Annotated in this window: 14 protein-coding genes; 6 read left to right on the top strand and 8 right to left on the bottom strand. The window is 67.5% G+C overall.

Features of this window, described 5'->3' with window-relative positions:
- The first annotated feature begins 108 nt into the window (after positions 1-108).
- From ftsZ to recN, 4 genes are all read left to right on the top strand, one after another.
- The gene (gene ftsZ, locus AC4PTO_RS11670) at positions 109-1,746 is read left to right on the top strand and encodes a cell division protein FtsZ (protein WP_492728651.1); all 1,638 of its coding nucleotides are present in this window, start codon (positions 109-111) and stop codon (positions 1,744-1,746) included.
- A gap of 224 nt (positions 1,747-1,970) precedes the next feature.
- Positions 1,971-2,888, top strand: coding sequence for a UDP-3-O-acyl-N-acetylglucosamine deacetylase (gene lpxC, locus AC4PTO_RS11665; RefSeq protein WP_492728649.1), 918 nt, complete (start codon positions 1,971-1,973; stop codon positions 2,886-2,888).
- A gap of 186 nt (positions 2,889-3,074) precedes the next feature.
- Positions 3,075-3,920, top strand: a complete 846-nt coding sequence (locus tag AC4PTO_RS11660) for an outer membrane protein assembly factor BamD (protein WP_492728647.1) — start codon at positions 3,075-3,077, stop codon at positions 3,918-3,920.
- 51 nt (positions 3,921-3,971) lie between these two features.
- Positions 3,972-5,621 (top strand): DNA repair protein RecN, encoded by a 1,650-nt coding sequence (gene recN / locus AC4PTO_RS11655; protein WP_492728645.1) that lies wholly within the window; start codon positions 3,972-3,974, stop codon positions 5,619-5,621.
- Positions 5,622-5,628: 7 nt separating this feature from the next.
- On the opposite strand, the gene AC4PTO_RS11650 is transcribed toward recN, so the two are convergent.
- From AC4PTO_RS11650 to cobS, 5 genes are all read right to left on the bottom strand, one after another.
- Entirely contained in the window at positions 5,629-6,018 is a 390-nt protein-coding gene (locus AC4PTO_RS11650; protein ID WP_492728643.1) for an SgcJ/EcaC family oxidoreductase, read from the bottom strand.
- Positions 6,015-7,394, bottom strand: coding sequence for an FAD-binding oxidoreductase (locus tag AC4PTO_RS11645; protein WP_492728641.1), 1,380 nt, complete (start codon positions 7,392-7,394; stop codon positions 6,015-6,017). The genes AC4PTO_RS11650 and AC4PTO_RS11645 overlap by 4 nt, the downstream gene beginning before the upstream one ends.
- 114 nt (positions 7,395-7,508) lie before the next feature.
- Positions 7,509-9,317, bottom strand: coding sequence for an aminopeptidase P family protein (locus tag AC4PTO_RS11640; RefSeq protein ID WP_492728639.1), 1,809 nt, complete (start codon positions 9,315-9,317; stop codon positions 7,509-7,511).
- Positions 9,318-9,326: 9 nt separating this feature from the next.
- Positions 9,327-11,201 (bottom strand): cobaltochelatase subunit CobT, encoded by a 1,875-nt coding sequence (cobT, locus tag AC4PTO_RS11635; protein ID WP_492728637.1) that lies wholly within the window; start codon positions 11,199-11,201, stop codon positions 9,327-9,329.
- An 18-nt stretch (positions 11,202-11,219) separates the two neighbouring features.
- A complete protein-coding gene (cobS, locus tag AC4PTO_RS11630) occupies positions 11,220-12,206 on the bottom strand; it encodes a cobaltochelatase subunit CobS (protein WP_492728635.1) in 987 nt (328 codons plus the stop codon).
- Positions 12,207-12,442: 236 nt separating this feature from the next.
- Here cobS and AC4PTO_RS11625 point away from each other — a divergent pair, with 236 nt between their 5' ends.
- A complete protein-coding gene (locus AC4PTO_RS11625) occupies positions 12,443-13,414 on the top strand; it encodes a DUF808 domain-containing protein (protein ID WP_492728633.1) in 972 nt (323 codons plus the stop codon).
- Positions 13,415-13,430: 16 nt separating this feature from the next.
- On the opposite strand, the gene AC4PTO_RS11620 is transcribed toward AC4PTO_RS11625, so the two are convergent.
- Complete coding sequence (locus AC4PTO_RS11620) at positions 13,431-14,057, bottom strand: J domain-containing protein (RefSeq protein WP_492728632.1); 627 nt, start codon at positions 14,055-14,057, stop codon at positions 13,431-13,433.
- An 85-nt stretch (positions 14,058-14,142) separates the two neighbouring features.
- Between AC4PTO_RS11620 and AC4PTO_RS11615 the strand changes: the two genes are divergently transcribed.
- Positions 14,143-14,397, top strand: a complete 255-nt coding sequence (locus AC4PTO_RS11615; protein WP_492728630.1) for a BolA family protein — start codon at positions 14,143-14,145, stop codon at positions 14,395-14,397.
- Here AC4PTO_RS11615 and AC4PTO_RS11610 read toward each other — a convergent pair.
- Positions 14,394-14,822, bottom strand: a complete 429-nt coding sequence (locus AC4PTO_RS11610) for a DUF4177 domain-containing protein (RefSeq protein WP_492728628.1) — start codon at positions 14,820-14,822, stop codon at positions 14,394-14,396. The two genes, AC4PTO_RS11615 and AC4PTO_RS11610, sit on opposite strands and share 4 nt — an antisense overlap.
- 151 nt (positions 14,823-14,973) lie before the next feature.
- Positions 14,974-16,488 (bottom strand): Asp-tRNA(Asn)/Glu-tRNA(Gln) amidotransferase subunit GatB, encoded by a 1,515-nt coding sequence (gatB, locus tag AC4PTO_RS11605; RefSeq protein WP_492728627.1) that lies wholly within the window; start codon positions 16,486-16,488, stop codon positions 14,974-14,976.
- Positions 16,489-16,557 lie beyond the last annotated feature (69 nt).

Below are 16,557 nucleotides of genomic sequence, written 5' to 3'. Positions count from 1 at the left end.
TGCAAAATGCGTGTTTTTCGGATGACGTATTACGGAATCGCGGCTAAAATCGCTTGAATTTCGGGGAACTCGGCCGGGACAGGGCCCATTAATCAACAGGCGGAACCAATGACCTTGAATCTGATCATGTCGGAACAGGAAGACCTCAAGCCGCGCATCACGGTGTTCGGGGTCGGCGGCGCGGGCGGCAACGCGGTCAACAACATGATCGAACAGGCGCTGGAAGGCGTTGAGTTCGTGGTGGCCAATACCGACGCGCAGGCCTTGCAGCAATCGCGTTCAAGCGCGCGGGTGCAGATGGGCGTGAAGGTCACCGAAGGGCTGGGCGCGGGCGCGCGTCCCTCGGTCGGGGCCGCGGCGGCCGAAGAAACCATCGAGGAGATCGTCGACCATCTGGCCGGCGCGCATATGTGCTTCATCACCGCGGGCATGGGCGGCGGCACCGGCACCGGCGCCGCCCCGATCATCGCGCAGGCCGCGCGTGAGCTGGGCGTGCTGACCGTCGGCGTCGTGACCAAGCCGTTCCAGTTCGAAGGCTCCAAGCGCATGCGCCAGGCCGAAGAGGGGATCGAGGCGTTGCAGAAGGTGGTCGACACGCTGATCATCATTCCCAACCAGAACCTGTTCCGCCTTGCGAACGAACGCACCACCTTCACCGAAGCCTTCGCCATGGCCGATGACGTGCTGTATCAGGGCGTCAAGGGCGTGACGGACCTGATGGTGCGCCCCGGCCTGATCAACCTCGATTTCGCGGACGTGCGCGCCGTGATGGACGAGATGGGCAAGGCCATGATGGGCACGGGCGAAGGCTCGGGCGAGGATCGCGCGGTGCAGGCCGCCGAAAAGGCCATCGCCAACCCGCTTCTGGACGAAATCTCGCTGCGCGGGGCCAAGGGCGTGCTGATCAACATCACCGGCGGCTACGACCTGACCCTGTTCGAGCTGGACGAGGCTGCGAACCGCATCCGCGAGGAAGTGGACCCCGACGCCAATATCATCGTCGGCTCGACCCTCGATCCGGACATGGAAGGCATGATGCGCGTTTCGGTCGTGGCGACGGGGATCGACGCGGTGCCCGCCACCGCCGAAGTGCCGGTGCCGCGCCGTTCGCTGGCCGAGCCGCTGCGCCCGGCCGAAGCGCCGGTGGCCGAGGCCCCGCAAGCGGCCGTGGCCGTGCAACCCGCCGTGGCGGCCGAAGCGGCCCCGCAGCCGGCCGAAGAGCGCAACCTTTTCGACGCGGTTGCCCCGGCGCCCGCGCCGGCGGCTACCGCTCCCCGCGCGCCCGAGCCCGAAGCCGAGCTTCCGCCCCCCGCCTATCGTCCGCAGCAGCCCCAGCAGCCCGCCCCGCGCGATCTGCATGTCGAGGATGACGCGGCCGAATTCGTGGCCCCGCGTCCGCGCGCACCCGGAACGCCGTCGCCCGAGGCCCTTGCGCGCCTCCAGGCGGCCGTGAACAAGGCCCCCGCGCAAAGCCGCCCGATGGCGCCGCAATCGCCGATGACGGCCATGCGCCCGGCCGCGCCGGCCCCCGCGCCGCAGGCCGAAAAACCGCGCTTCGGGATCAATTCGCTGATCAACCGGATGACCGGCCATGGTGACGCGGCCGAACCTGCGGCTGCTCCGCGCCCCGTGCAACAGCCCCGCCCGGCGGCCCCGCAGCACCATGCCTATGAGGATGATGCCGAAGCCAGTGCCGAGCAGGACCGCATCGAAATCCCGGCATTCCTGCGTCGTCAGGCAAATTAAGGCTTCACAAAAGCATGAATATGGCCGGGGGTTTCCCGGCCATTTTTTGTTTTTATTCAGTGCGTTGTGTCGTGCTCGGCGGGGTTCTGCCAAACGGCGGCGGCAATGTTTCACTGCGTTACAAAGAGTGAATTGTGATGCAGGGCAGCCATGTTTACCTGATGCTGCGTCGCAATGCCGTGGCCTGGACCATGGAAGCGACCGAGCAGTGAAAGGGCATGATCGTGCAGACGACAATCGCAACGGCCGCGACTTTCGAGGGTGTGGGTCTTCACTCGGGCAAGCCCGTGCGCATGGTTGTGCGCCCGGCACCGGCCGGGCATGGCATCGTATTCCTGCGCACCGACATCACCGATGCAAGCCCCCGTATCCCCGCGCTTTGGGATGTGGTCACGCCCTCGCGCCTGTGCACGCTGATCGAGAATGCCGACGGCGTGCGCGTCTCGACGATTGAACATATCATGGCCGCGCTGGTGGGCGCGGGCGTGCACAACGCCCTGATCGAAATCGACGGCCCCGAAGTTCCGATCCTTGACGGCTCGGCCGCGCCGTTCGTGCGCGGCATCATGGCGAAGGGCCTGCGCAATCTGGGCGCGCCGCTGCGCGCGATCCGCGTGCGCAAACCCGTCGAGGTGCGCGAAGGCGAAGCCGTGGCACGGCTGGAGCCCGCCCCGGCGCTTGAGATCGACTTTTCCATCGACTTCACCGATGCTGCGATCGGCCATCAGGAAAAGCACCTGAACATGGCCAACGGCGCTTTCGTGCGCGAACTGATGGACAGCCGCACCTTCTGCCGCCAGTCGGATGTCGACGCGATGCGCGCCAACGGCCTTGCGCTTGGCGGCACCTATGAAAACGCCGTGGTGTTCGATGGCGACCGGGTGCTCTCGCCCGGCGGGTTGCGCCACAGCGACGAGGCCGTGCGCCACAAGATGCTGGATGCGCTTGGCGATCTGGCCTTGGCCGGTGCGCCGGTGCTGGGCCGCTATACCGGCACGCGGGCGGGCCATGCGATGACCAACCGCCTGCTGCGCGCGCTGTTCGCCGATTCCGACGCGTGGGAATGGGAAACCTGCACCCCCGCCCAAGCCTACAGCCTGCCCGGCGCGGGCGTCTGCCGCGCGGCCGTTGCCGCGCGCTGAGCGCCGCGGGATGCATGGCCGTCCTGCCCGGTGTCGCGGGCATCGCATATCTCCTTCATTTTGGTGCGAAAGGCGTTTTGCGCAGCGGATTTTTCTGTGCTAGGACGGGCGAAACCGCTGCTTGCGGTTTGGGTGACTCCACACCACGCAATGCAGAACCAAAGCAGAAACGGGATAGGGCAGGACATGGCGCGCGGCAGATCGGCGGCTCAACTGGTCGGAAGTCTTGTTTTGGTTGCGACGCTTGCAGCCTGTGGCGGCAGCAACAAGGAGCCGCCGCTGGAAAGCTTCACCGCCGAGGAAATCTACAAACGCGGGGAATACGAGCTTGAGGTCGGCAGCCCGCGTCGCCCCGAAGAGGCGCTGCGCTACTTCTCCGAAGTCGAGCGGCTTTACCCCTATTCGCAATGGGCCAAGCGCGCGCTGATCATGCAGGCCTTCGCCCAGCACCGCGCCAAGGATTACGAGGCCTCGCGCGCAAGTGCGCAGCGCTTCATCGACACCTATCCGGGTGACGAAGACGCGGCCTATGCCAAATACCTGCTCGCGCTGTCCTATTACGACCAGATCGACGAGGTCGGCCGCGATCAGGGCCTGACCTTCCAGGCGCTTCAGGCCCTGCGCGCCGTGATCGAGGAATATCCCGACAGCGAATATGCCCGCTCGTCGATTCTGAAATTCGACCTTGCCTTCGACCATCTGGCCGCGAAGGAAATGGAGATCGGGCGCTACTACCTCAAGAAGGGGCATTATACGGCGGCCATCAACCGCTTCCGTGTGGTTGTCGAGGATTTCCAGACCACCACCCACACGCCCGAGGCGCTGCACCGGCTGGTCGAGGCCTATCTGGCGCTTGGCCTGACCGACGAGGCGCAGACCGCGGGCGCGATCCTCGGCCACAACTTCCAGGCCTCGCCCTTCTATCAGGACAGCTACAAGCTGCTGACCGGGCGCGGCCTTGCGCTTGAGGCGAAGGGCGACAGCTGGCTGGCGAAGGTCTATCGCCAGGTCATCAAGGGCCAGTGGCTCTGACGGCGCGGCACCCGGCGGGGTGGTGCGAAGGGATGTGCTGCGGGGGCAAGGATGCTTCGGGCTCTTGAAATCCGTGACATGCTGATCATCGACCGGCTGGAGCTTGCCTTCCGGCCGGGCCTGAACGTGCTGACCGGCGAGACCGGGGCGGGCAAGTCGATCCTGCTGGATTGCCTGGGCTTCGTTCTGGGCTGGCGGGGGCGCGCCGACCTGGTGCGCAAGGGGGCCGCGCAGGGCGAGGTCACGGCGGTGTTCGACCTGCCGGCGGGTCATCCGGCGCATGCGATCCTTGCCGATGCCGGGCTGCCCGGCGGGGATGAGCTGATCCTGCGGCGCGTGAATGGCGGCGACGGGCGCAAGACCGCCTTCGTCAATGACCGCCGCGTCTCGGGCGAGGTATTGCGCAGCCTGTCCGAAACCCTGGTCGAGCTGCACGGCCAGCAGGACGATGGCGGTTTGCTCAATCCGCGCGGGCACCGCGCCATGCTGGATGCGTTCGCGGGGCACGAGGATCTTCTTGCCGCGGTCCGGGCAGCCTGGCAGGGGCGGGCCGAGGCGCGGCGCAGGCTGGGCGCTGCCGAGGCGGCCCTGGCCGAGGTGCGCGGCGAAGAGGCGTTCCTGCGCCATGCCGTGGCCGAGCTGGACAAGCTTGATCCCCGGCCCGGAGAAGAGGCCGAACTGGACCGCCGCCGCCGCCTGATGCAGGGCGCAGAGCGGATCCGCGCCGATGTCGCGCGCGCGCTTCAGGCCCTTGGCCTTGAAGGGGCAGAGGGCGCGATGCGCGATGCCGATCGCTGGTTGCAGGGCGTGGCCGACCGCGCCGAGGGGCAGCTTGACGCGCCGCTTGCCGCGCTTGATCGCGCGCTGATCGAACTGGGCGAAGCGGCGCAGGGCGTCGAAGAGGCGCTTGAGGCGCTGTCCTTCGATCCGCATGCGCTCGAGGCCTGCGAAGAGCGGCTTTTTGCGATCCGCGCGCTTGCCCGCAAGCATGAGGTTCTGGCCGACGATCTGGGCGGTTTCGCCGAGGGCCTGCGCGCCCGGCTTCAGGCGCTGGACGGGGGCGAGGGGAACCTGCGCGCGCTTGGCGCGGCGCTTGCGGCGGCCGAGGCGGAGTATGCGACGGCCGCGCAGAAGCTGGGCGCCGCCCGGCATGCGGCGGCCGCCCGCCTCGACACGGCGATGGGGGCCGAGCTTGCGCCCCTGCGCATGGAGCGCGCGGTCTTCACCACGCAGGTCACACCCGGCGATCCTGGCCCCGAGGGCAGCGATGCCGTGGCCTTTAGCGTGGCCACCAATCCCGGCGCGCCGGCCGGGCCGCTGAACAAGATCGCCTCGGGCGGAGAGTTGTCGCGCTTTCTTCTGGCGCTCAAGGTGGTGCTGGCGCGCGGCGCGGACGCGCTTGTGCTGATCTTCGACGAGATCGACCGCGGCGTCGGCGGGGCCACGGCCGATGCCGTGGGGCGGCGTCTGGCGCGCCTGGCCGAGGGCGCGCAGGTGCTTGTCGTCACCCATTCGCCGCAGGTCGCGGCGCGGGGCGGGCATCACTGGCGCGTGGAAAAGCGGGTGCAGGGCGGCATGACCACATCCACCGTCGTGCCGCTGGCCGAGGGCGAGCGCGTGGACGAGATCGCGCGCATGATCTCGGGCGCCGAGGTCAGCGCGGCCGCGCGCGCCGCCGCCGAGGCCCTGCTGGCGGGCTGAGCGGGCCTTATCCTTCGGCCACGAACTGGGCCGAGACGATGTCCCATCCGTCCGGCGTTGCCACCATCGTCGCTGCCAGAAGCGCGCCGATCCGGCCCGCGTCCGAGCCGTCGGCATGCACGATACCGGTCAGCACGAAGCGTTGCAGCACCACCGCCGCATGCGGCCCGAGCGGGCGCAGCCTGGTCTTGCCGGTGACAAGGCGCGCGCGCGCGAAGGCGCCGGCCAGCTCTCCGGCCAGAAGCTCGGTGATCTCGCCCCGGCCCTCGGCCGCGCCGCCCGTGAGGCTGAAGAAATCGGCATCCTCGGCAAACAGCCCGGCAAGCGCCCGCGCATCCCGCGCACCCCAGGAGGCGGCGAAGAAGCGGGGCAGGTCGGCGGGCGAAGACAGGCTCATTCGTTTTCTCCGGGCACGAGTTTTCCGGGGTTGAGGAGGCCCTGCGGGTCAAGCGCGGCCTTGATCGCGCCCATGACCTGCCAGGCGGGGCCGTGCTCATCGGCCATCAGCGCGCGCTTGCCCATGCCGATGCCATGCTCTCCGGTGATCGTGCCGCCCATTGCAAGGGCGCGCTCGCTCATCTTGCGGGCCACGCGCTTGGCGCGGGCCATGTCCTCGGCATTGCCGGGTTCCAGAAGCAGCAGCGCATGGAAATTGCCGTCGCCCACATGCCCGACGATCGGGCCCAGAAGCCCCTCGGCGGCGATGTCGTCGCGCGCCGCGCGCACCGCCTCGGACAGGCGCGAGATCGGAACGCAGATATCGGTGGCCAGCCCGACCGAGCCGGGCCGCAGCGCAAGGCAGGCCGGGTAGGCGCCGTGGCGCATGCGCCAAAGCGCGGTGCGGTCCTCGGTCGTGGTGGCCCAGTCGAAATCGGCGCCGCCCATCTCGGCCACCACCTCGCCGAAACGCTCGGCCTGTTCGGCCACGCCCGCGGGCGAGCCGTGGAACTCGACCAGAAGATGCGGCTTTTCCGGCAGCTCGGCGCGGGCATAGGCGTTGAAGGCGCGCGCCACATCCTCGTCGACGAACTCCATCCGCGCGGCGGGAATGCCAAGCTGCACCGTCCGCATCACGGTTTCGACGGCCGCATCCAGCGTGTCGAAGGCGCAGACGGCGGTGGAAACCGCCTCGGGCTGGCCATGCAGGCGCAAGGTCAGCTCGGTGATGATGCCAAGCGTGCCCTCCGCGCCGACCATCAGCGCGGTCAGGTCATAGCCCGCCGCCGATTTCGCCGCCCGGCTGCCGGTGCGGATGATCCGCCCGTCCGCCAGCACCACCTCGAGGGCGGCGACATTGTCGCGCATCGAGCCGTAGCGCACCGTCGTCGTGCCCGAGGCGCGGGTCGAGGCCATGCCGCCGAGCGTGGCGTTCGCGCCCGGATCGACCGGAAAGAACAGGCCGGTGGCGCGCAATTCGTCGTTCAGCGCCTGCCGGGTGATGCCGGGCTGCACCACCGCCAGCATGTCATCGCCCAGAACCTCCAGCACCAGATCCATCTTGCGAAAGTCGATGCAAAGCCCGCCCTGCGCGGCCAGGGCGTGCCCCTCAAGCGAGGTGCCCGCCCCCCAGGCCACGACCGGCATGCTATGGGCCGAACAGATCTTCATGATCTGCGACACCTCTTCGGTGTTCTCGGGGAATGCCACCGCGTCGGGCGGGGTGGGCGGATACCAGCTTTCCGAGGTTCCGTGCTGGTCGCGTTCGGCGCGGGTGACGCTCAGGCGCGCGCCCAGAAGGCGGGAAAGTTCGGCAATGGCGGCATCATGGGGCATCGAGACAATGGCTCCGCTGGGGTCTGTTTTCGGGTTTAGGTCTTTGCACGCGGAAGGGAAAGGCCCATGGCCGGCGGCGGGCGCCTTCCCGCCAAGCCGGGGCCGCCGGGTCACTCAGAGCGGGGCGCAGGCCGCCGTCAGCCAGCCCCGCGCGCCGTCCTGGACATGCGGGCCGACGCGGCGCAGGACCTCGGCGTGATAGGCATCCAGCCAGGCGCGCTCGGCCCCCGACAAAAGGGCGGGGTCGATCAGGCGGCGGTCGATCGGCACCCAGGTCAGGGTTTCGAATTCCAGCATCGCGCGGTCGTCCGCGCCGGGCAGGGCGGCGGCCTCGCGCACCAGAACGAGGTTCTCGATGCGGATGCCGAAGGCGCCCTCGCGGTAATAGCCCGGCTCGTTGGACAGGATCATGCCCGGCCGCAGGGCCACCTCCGAGATGCGGGAGATGCGCGCCGGCCCCTCATGGACGCAGAGCGCCGCCCCCACGCCATGGCCGGTGCCATGGTCGTAATCCTGCCCCGCCATCCACAGCGGCGCCCGCGCCAGCGGGTCGAGATCGCGCCCCGAAAGCCCCTTCGGCCAGCGGATGCGCGACAGCGCGATCATGCCCTGCAAGACGCGGGTGAAGGGGGCGCGGGCCTCTTCGGGCACGGGGCCCACGGCCACGGTGCGGGTGATGTCGGTGGTGCCATCGGCATATTGCCCGCCGGAATCGACCAGCAGGATCTCTCCGGGGCGGACGGGGCGGTTGGTGGCCTCGCTCACCCGGTAATGCACGATCGCGCCATGCGGGCCCGCACCGCAGATCGTGTCGAAGCTGATCTCGGTCAGCGCGTTCGAGGCGCGGCGAAAGCCTTCAAGCGCGGTGACCACGGCAATCTCGTCCAGCCCGCCCTTGGGTGCCTCGGCGTCGAGCCAGGCGAGGAACTCGACCATCGCCACCGCGTCGCGGGCATGGGCGGCCTTCATCCCGGCGATCTCGGCCCCGGTCTTCACCGCCTTGGGCAGGATGCAGGGGTCCTGGGCCCAGTGGATTTCGGTGCCTTCGCCCGCGATCTCGGCCGAGACCTGAAGCGGCGCAGAAGCGGGGTCGACCAGCACCGGGCCGGGCAGGCTGCGCAAGGCGGCGGCAAAGGCCGAAGGCGGGCGCAGGGTCACCTCGGGGCCAAGATGCGCGCGCAGGGGCGCGTCGAATTTCGCGCCATCGGCGAACAGCGTCAGATGGCCCGTATCGTGCAGGATGGCGAAGGCCTGCACCACCGGGTTGCGCGGAATGTCGGCGCCGCGGATGTTCAAAAGCCAGCACAGCGAATCCGCAAGCGTGATGACGGCGGCCTGTACCCCGGCCGCGCGCAGCCCCTGCGCCAGATCGGCGCGCCTGGTGGCGCTGTCGCACCCGGCCAGATCGGCGGGGTGAATGCGCGCGGGCGCGGCGGGGGGCGGGGGCTGGTCGGGCCAGATCGCGTCGACCGGATTATGCGCGCAGGGCACCAGAACAAGGCCGCTGCCCTCCAGCGCCTCTTCCAGATCGGCAATGTCCTTTTGGGTGTGCAGCCAGGGATCGAAGCCGATGCGCCCGCCCCGGGGAAGCGCCTCGCGCAGCCAGGGGCCGGACTTCACCTCGGGCCAGTCGACGGGGGTGAAGGCCGCAAGGTCGACCTCGGCGCGGACCTGCACGCGGTAGCGCCCGTCGACGAAGACCCCTGCGGACCGGGGCAGCACGATGCAGAACCCGGCCGATCCCGTAAAGCCGGTCAGCCAGGCCAGACGCGCATCGCGGGGGGCGACATATTCGCCCTGATGGGCGTCCGCGCGCGGCACGATGAAGCCGTCAAGCCCGTCCAGGGCAAGCCGCGCGCGCAGCGCGGCAAGCCGCGGCGGTCCATCCTGCGGGCGGCTTTGCGCGGTAAAGTCCTGAAACATCGCCGGCCCCTAGCGTCCGGCGCGGCCGATGCCCATCAGGCGGGCCCTGGCGCGCGGATCGGCATCGAACAGGCCGGCAAGCTGTTCGGTCATCGCACCGGCCAGTTGCTCGACATCGGTGATGGTGACGGCATGCTGATAATAGCGCGTCACGTCATGGCCGATGCCGATGGCGATCAGTTCGACCGCGCGGCGCCGCTCGACCATGGCGATCACGTCGCGCAGGTGCTTTTCAAGGTAGTTCGCGGGGTTCACCGACAGGGTGGAATCGTCCACCGGCGCCCCGTCCGAGATCACCATGAGGATCTTGCGCGCCTCGGGGCGGGCCTGCATGCGCCGATGCGCCCATTCCAGCGCCTCGCCGTCAATGTTTTCCTTCAGCAGGCCCTCTTTCATCATCAGGCCCAGATTTTCGCGCACCCGCCGCCAGGGCGTATCGGCGGATTTGTAGATGATGTGGCGCAGATCGTTAAGCCGCCCCGGCTGCTGCGGACGGCCCGAGTTCAGCCACTTCTCGCGGCTTTGGCCGCCCTTCCAGGCGCGGGTGGTGAAGCCCAGGATCTCGACCTTGACCGAGCAGCGCTCCAGCGTGCGCGCCAGCACATCCGCGCAGATCGCCGCGATCGAGATCGGCCGTCCGCGCATCGAGCCGGAATTGTCCAGAAGCAGCGTCACCACGGTATCGCGGAACTCGGTGTCCTTCTCGACCTTGAAGGACAGCGGCGTCGTGGGGTTGGCGACCACGCGGGCAAGGCGGCCGGCATCCAGGATGCCCTCTTCGCGGTCGAATTCCCAGCTGCGGTTCTGCTGGGCCTGAAGCCTGCGCTGCAACTTGTTGGCCAGCCGCGACACCGCGCCCTTCAGCGGTTCGAGCTGCTGGTCGAGATAGGCGCGCAGCCGCTCCAGCTCGGCCGGTTCGGCAAGCTCTTCGGCGCGGATCTCTTCGTCCCATTCGGTGCTGTAGACCTGATAGTTCGGGTCGGCCTGCGAATGGGGCGCGGGCGGCGGCGGTTCCAGCGGCGCATCGGCCTGCGGCATGTCCACCTCTTCGCCCATCTCCTGATCGGCAAGGTCGTCCATGCTGACGGTGGTCTGCGTCTGGTCCTGCGTTTCCTCTTGCGAGCGTTCGGGCGAGGCTTCGGCCTCGTCCTCTTCGGACTGGTCGCGCGCCTGGTTGTCGCCGGATTCCTCGTCTTCTTCTGCCTGATCCTCGTCGCCGTCGTCGTCCTGGTCCTGATCGGGATCGTCGCCCAACTGGTCGGCATAGCCCAGATCGGCGATTACCTGACGCGCCAGCCGCGCGAAGGCGGCCTGATCGTCCAGCACATGATCGAGGTTTTCCAGATCGCCACCCGCGGTCTGTTCGATGAACGGGCGCCACAGCTCAAGCACGTTGGCCGCCCCCGCGGGCAGCTTGCGCCCGGTGGCCATTTCGCGCACCAGATACCCTGCGGCCACGGCCAGCGGCGCCTCTTGCTGGTTGCGGATCTGGCCATAGCCCTTGCGCTCGGCCTCATGGGCGATCTTGGCGTCGATATTGGTCAGGGTGCCCGGCATCTCGCGCGCGCCAAGCGCCTCGCAGCGGGCCATCTCCATCGCCTCGAACAGATCGCGCGCCATCTGCCCCGAGGGCGTGTAGCGCGTGAACGTGGCCGCGTCGTGATAACGGCGGCGCAGCGCAAGCGCATCGCCCGTGCCGCGCGCAAGCAAGACCTCGTCGCGGGTCATGCGGCGGCTGACCTGCGGCAGGCGCATCGTGTCGCCCGCCATCCCCGGAGGATCGACCGAATAGGTCACCGTCAGCTCGCCGTCATGGGCGAGGGTCTTGGTCGCCTCGGCCAGGGCTTTCTTGAACGGATCCGCAGGGTTGTCAGAGGGTTTCATGCCGCACCGGATGCCTTCTTAGCGGATGCTCTGCGCGGCGGCACTTTCGGGAAGTTCCTCGTCGAACAGGCGCTGATAGAACTCGGCCACGGTCTGGCGTTCCAGCTCGTCGCATTTGTTCAGGAAGGTGAGGCGGAACGCGTAACCCACATTGCGGAAGATCTCGGCGTTCTGCGCCCATGCGATGACGGTGCGTGGGCTCATGACGGTGGACAGGTCGCCGTTCATGAAGGCCGTGCGCGTCAGGTCGGCGACATGGACCATCTGGCTGATCGTCTTGCGGCCCTTGTCGGTGTTGTAATGCGGGTTCTTCGACAGCACGATCGCGGTTTCCGCATCATGGCTGAGATAGTTCAGCGTGGCGACAAGGCTCCAGCGGTCCATCTGGCCCTGGTTGATCTGCTGCGTGCCGTGATAAAGCCCCGTCGTGTCGCCCAGGCCCACCGTGTTCGAGGTGGCGAAAAGGCGGAAATAGGGGTTCGGCGTGATCACCTCGTTCTGGTCTAGAAGCGTGAGCTTCCCGTCCGCCTCCAGCACGCGCTGGATCACGAACATCACGTCCGCCCGGCCCGCATCGTATTCGTCGAAGACGATCGCGGTGGGGTTGCGCAGCGCCCAGGGCAGGATGCCTTCGTGGAACACCGTCACTTGCTTGCCGTCCACCAGCTTGATCGCGTCCTTGCCGATCAGGTCGATCCGGCTGACATGGCTGTCAAGGTTGACGCGCACGCAGGGCCAGTTCAGCCGCGCCGCGACCTGTTCGATATGGGTCGACTTGCCGGTGCCGTGATAGCCCTGGATCATCACCCGGCGGTTATAGGCAAAGCCCGCCAGAATCGCGAGGGTGGTATCGGGATCGAATTTGTAGGTGGGATCGGCATCCGGCACGCGCTCGCTGCGGTCAGAAAACCCCCTGACCTTCATTTCCGTATCGATTCCAAAGATTTCCCGAACAGAGATTTCCTCGGTGGGTTTTGCGTTCTGATCCAGCATACCGTCCGCCATCGTTTCCTGAGCTGTGCCGAGCCTGCGCGGCTTAACCCGGAATTAGTGGACCATCGGTAGGGGCTTCGCAAGGGGGCGATTGTTCCTGACACAAGCCGGTGCCGGGGGGCGGCGCAGGGATCGGCGGCCCGCACAAGGGCGGGCGCGGGCGGCCCGCTTGTGCGCCGCGGATCGCCTGACGCCTTGTCAGGCCGCGTCGCGCCCCCTAGTTTTCCCAAAACGCATAGGGGTTTGGCATGAGTGGTTTGTTGGCGCTTCTGGACGATGTGGCGGGGATTGCGAAGGTCGCCGCGGCCTCGGTCGACGATATTGCGGGGCAGGCGGCCAAGGCGGGCGCCAAGGCGGCGGGGGCGGTGATCGACGATGCCGCGGTCACGCCGAAATACGTTCACGGCTTTGCCCCTGCGCGCGAGTTGCCGATCGTCGGCAAGATCGCCTTCGGCTCGATCCGCAACAAGGTTCTGATCCTGCTGCCCGCGGCGCTTTTGCTGTCGGCCTTCGCGCCCTGGGCCATCGTTCCCCTGCTGATGCTGGGCGGCAGCTATCTGTGTTTCGAGGGGGCCGAGAAGGTCTATCATCTGTTCCGGCCGCACGCGCCCTATGCCGATGGCCATGTCGCGCCGGAGGGCGATCCGCTGCACCTGGAGCGCGAGAAGGTCGCCGGCGCGGTCAAGACCGATTTCATCCTGTCGGCCGAGATCATGACCATCGCGCTTGCCGCGCTGCCGCCGCAGAACATCTGGATGCAGGCTTTCGCGCTTTTGCTGGTGGCGATCGGCATCACCGCGCTGGTCTATGGCGGCGTCGCGCTGATCGTGAAGGCGGATGATTTCGGCCTGTGGCTGGCCCGCGTCGGCCGCACCGGGTTCGGGCGCGCGCTCGGGCGCGGCATCGTGGCCTTCATGCCGGGCTTCATGAAGGCGCTGATGGTGGTGGGCACGGCGGCGATGATCTGGGTCGGGGGCTCGATCGTGGTTCATGGCGTGGCCGAGCTTGGCTGGCATGGGCCCTATGACTGGATCCACCACCAGGCCGAGACAGCGGCCGCGGCCCTGCCGCAGGCGGGCGGGTTCGTCGCCTGGGCGGTGACGGCATTCTTCGACGGGGTGGTGGGGCTTGCGCTGGGGTTCGTGCTGATCCCGCTGGTCAGTTTTCTGATCAATCCGCTGATTGCCCGGCTGACCGGCAAGAAGGGGGCCGCGCATTGATGCGCGCCCGCCGCGCTCAGTCCTTGAAGTTGCGGCTGTCCTTGAGCTGATCCCAGGCCCAGACCACCTCTTGCAGGATCTCTTCCTGACTGCGGTCTCCACCGTTCATGTCGGGGTGCAGAACCTTGATCAGTGCCTTGTATTGGCGGCGGATCTCGGACTTGGTCATGCTGTCGCGGGCATCCAGAATGTCCAGCGCGCGCCGCTCGGTCGGGGGCAGCCTGCGGCCCGCCACCCGGCCGGGGTTCTGCGTGGCGTTCTGCCCCAAAAGCTCCATCGGGTCCGAGATGCCGTGCCGTTCCCAGCCGCGCGCCTCGTCCTTGGCGCGGGCGAAGGGGCGGGTGGGGCGTTCCCAGACGGTGGCGTTGTCCAGAAAGGCCTGGAACTCGGCCTCGGACTGCCCCTGGAAATAGTTCCAGTTCAGGTTGTATTCGCGCACATGGTCCTTGCAGAACCAGAAATAATCATCGAGCACCTTGGGCGATTTCGGCGCGCGATACTGGCCGGGCTCGTTGCAGCCCTCCTTGTCGCAAATGCGGGTCGAGGTCTCGAACGCGCCCGACATTCCGCGCTTGCCCTTCTGGCGGCGCTTCTTGTCCGACGCGGCGGAGATATCGAATCCGAAAGGGTCGTTTCTGCTCATCTGGGCTCTCGCGCTGGGGCCTGTTCGACTCGGGCGACAGAGTTTAGGCTATTTCAGGCGTGGTTAAAGGGGGGGTGGCGGAAAAATGCCCGTTGTGGACGAGATCCGTGAAAAGCTTGAGCATCTGAACCCCGAGACGCTCGAGGTCATCGACGAAAGCGCCCTGCATGCGGGCCATGCGGGCGCGCGTCCGGGCGGGGAAAGCCATTTCCGGGTGCGGATTCGCGCGCGGTCCCTGGCCGGGCTTTCGCGGCTGGCACAGCACCGCGCCGTTCACGCGGCCGTGGGGGCCGAGCTTCTGGCCCGCATCCACGCCTTCGCCCTCGAGGTCGAGCCCTAGGCCCGCGCCGCGCCGCCGAAGGCCGAGCCGAGCTTTGGTGCCGCCCCTTGCGGGGACTCGGTCCTGATCTGGCGGGTGGAGCGGAAGTCGGACGTGGCGGGGTCCTCGGCGCGGATCTCCTTGTCCTTCGGCGCGGCCGCGGCGCTTGCGCCCAGTTCAAGCACGGGAAGCTTGCCCGCCCCGGCAGAGGCGTTCACCGGACGGCGGAACACCAGAAGATTGTGATAGACCGTCACCTTCGAGGTCAGGCCCGCGCGTTCCTCGGCCGGCAGCGTCTCGGCGCGCCAGTATTCCCAGCCGTCCTTCGCCATCTCGTTCATCTGAAGCGTCAGGCCATGGGCGAAACGTTCCGCCCCGGTCTTCAGACCGCGCTCCTTCTCGCCCTTCATCGGGGCGGGGATGACCTTGTATTCATAAGCCTGCATCGCATACCTCGTCTTTCGGCTGCCCCTTTTAGCCAAAGCGGGGGGGCGGTCAAATGAAACCGGTGTGAACGCGCAGCCATCGGCCGCATCGCGCCGCTTCGCACCAAAAAAAGGGCGCCCCGCGGCGCCCTTCCGGTTCCGGCCCCCGCGATCAGAGCCCGAGCTTCCGCGCCACGATCTCGTTCACGGCCGCGGGATTGGCCTTGCCGCCCGAGGCCTTGAGCACCTGCCCGGTGAACCAGCCCGCAAGCTTGGGGTTCTGCCTGGCCTTTTCGACCTGCGCGGGGTTGGCGGCGATGATCTCGTCGACCTGCGCCTCGATCGCGCCCAGATCGGTGACCTGTTTCATCCCGCGCTCTTCCACGATCTTCGCTGGATCGCCGCCCTCGGTATAGACGATCTCGAACAGGTCCTTGGCAATCTTGCCCGAGATGTCGCCCGACTTGATCAGCCGCACGATGGCGCCAAGCTGATCGGGCGAAACCGGGCTTTCCGTGATGTCGTGCCCTTCCTTCTTCAGGCGGCCGAACAGCTCGTTGATGACCCAGTTCGCGGCCAGCTTGCCATCCGTGCCCTCGGCCACCTTCTCGAAATAGGCGGCGTTCTCGGCCTCGGCGGTCAACACGCCCGCATCGTATTCCGACAGCCCGAACGCGGCGACGAAGCGGGCCTTCTTCTCGTCGGGCAGTTCGGGCATCGAGGCGGCGATGTCGTCGACCCAAGCCTGCTCGATCTCCAGCGGCAGCAGGTCGGGGCAGGGGAAGTAGCGATAGTCATGCGCTTCTTCCTTCGAGCGCATGCTGCGCGTCTCGCCCTTGTCGGGATCGTAGAGGCGGGTTTCCTGCACCACGCTGCCGCCATCCTCGAGGATGGCGATCTGGCGGCGGGCCTCATGGTCGATGGCCTGCTGAATGAACCGCATCGAGTTCATGTTCTTGATCTCGCAGCGCGTGCCCAGATGCGAGAAATCCTGCGTTTCCTGATATTTATCATAGGCGCCGGGCTTGCAGACCGACACGTTCACATCCGCCCGCAGGTTGCCGTTCTGCATGTTGCCGTCGCAGGTGCCCAGATAGCGCAGGATCTGGCGCAGCTTGCCCACATAGGCCGCCGCCTCCTCTGGGCCGCGGATATCGGGGCGCGAGACGATCTCCATCAGCGCGACACCCGTGCGGTTGAGGTCGACGAAGGACATGTTGGGGTCCATGTCATGGATCGACTTGCCGGCATCCTGTTCCAAGTGGATGCGCTCGATGCGGACGCGGCGCGCGATGCCGGGGCCCATGTCCACGATGATCTCGCCCTCGCCCACGATGGGGTGGTAAAGCTGGCTGATCTGGTAGCCCTGCGGCAGGTCGGGGTAGAAATAGTTCTTGCGGTCGAAGGTCGAGACAAGGTTGATCGCGGCCTTCAGCCCCAGCCCGGTGCGCACCGCCTGCGCCACGCAGAATTCGTTGATGACGGGCAGCATGCCGGGCATCGCGGCATCGACGAAGGCCACGTTCGAGTTCGGCTCGGCTCCGAAGGTGGTCGAGGCCCCCGAGAAAAGCTTTGCATTCGAGGCGACCTGCGCATGGACTTCAAGCCCGATCACCAGTTCCCAATCCGATTTCGCGCCTGCGATGGTTTTGGGTTCGGGGGCTTTGTAGGCAAGATGGTCAAGCATCGGTTGCTTCCTGTTCTGGTCGGCAAATGCCTTCTAGGGCAGGGGCGCGTGCGGGGCAAGGGGCAGGAA

This window comes from Rhodobacter maritimus, assembly GCF_058747975.1.
Note: the sequence above shows the minus strand (reverse complement) of the source record. Positions and strands in the feature narration are given on the sequence as shown.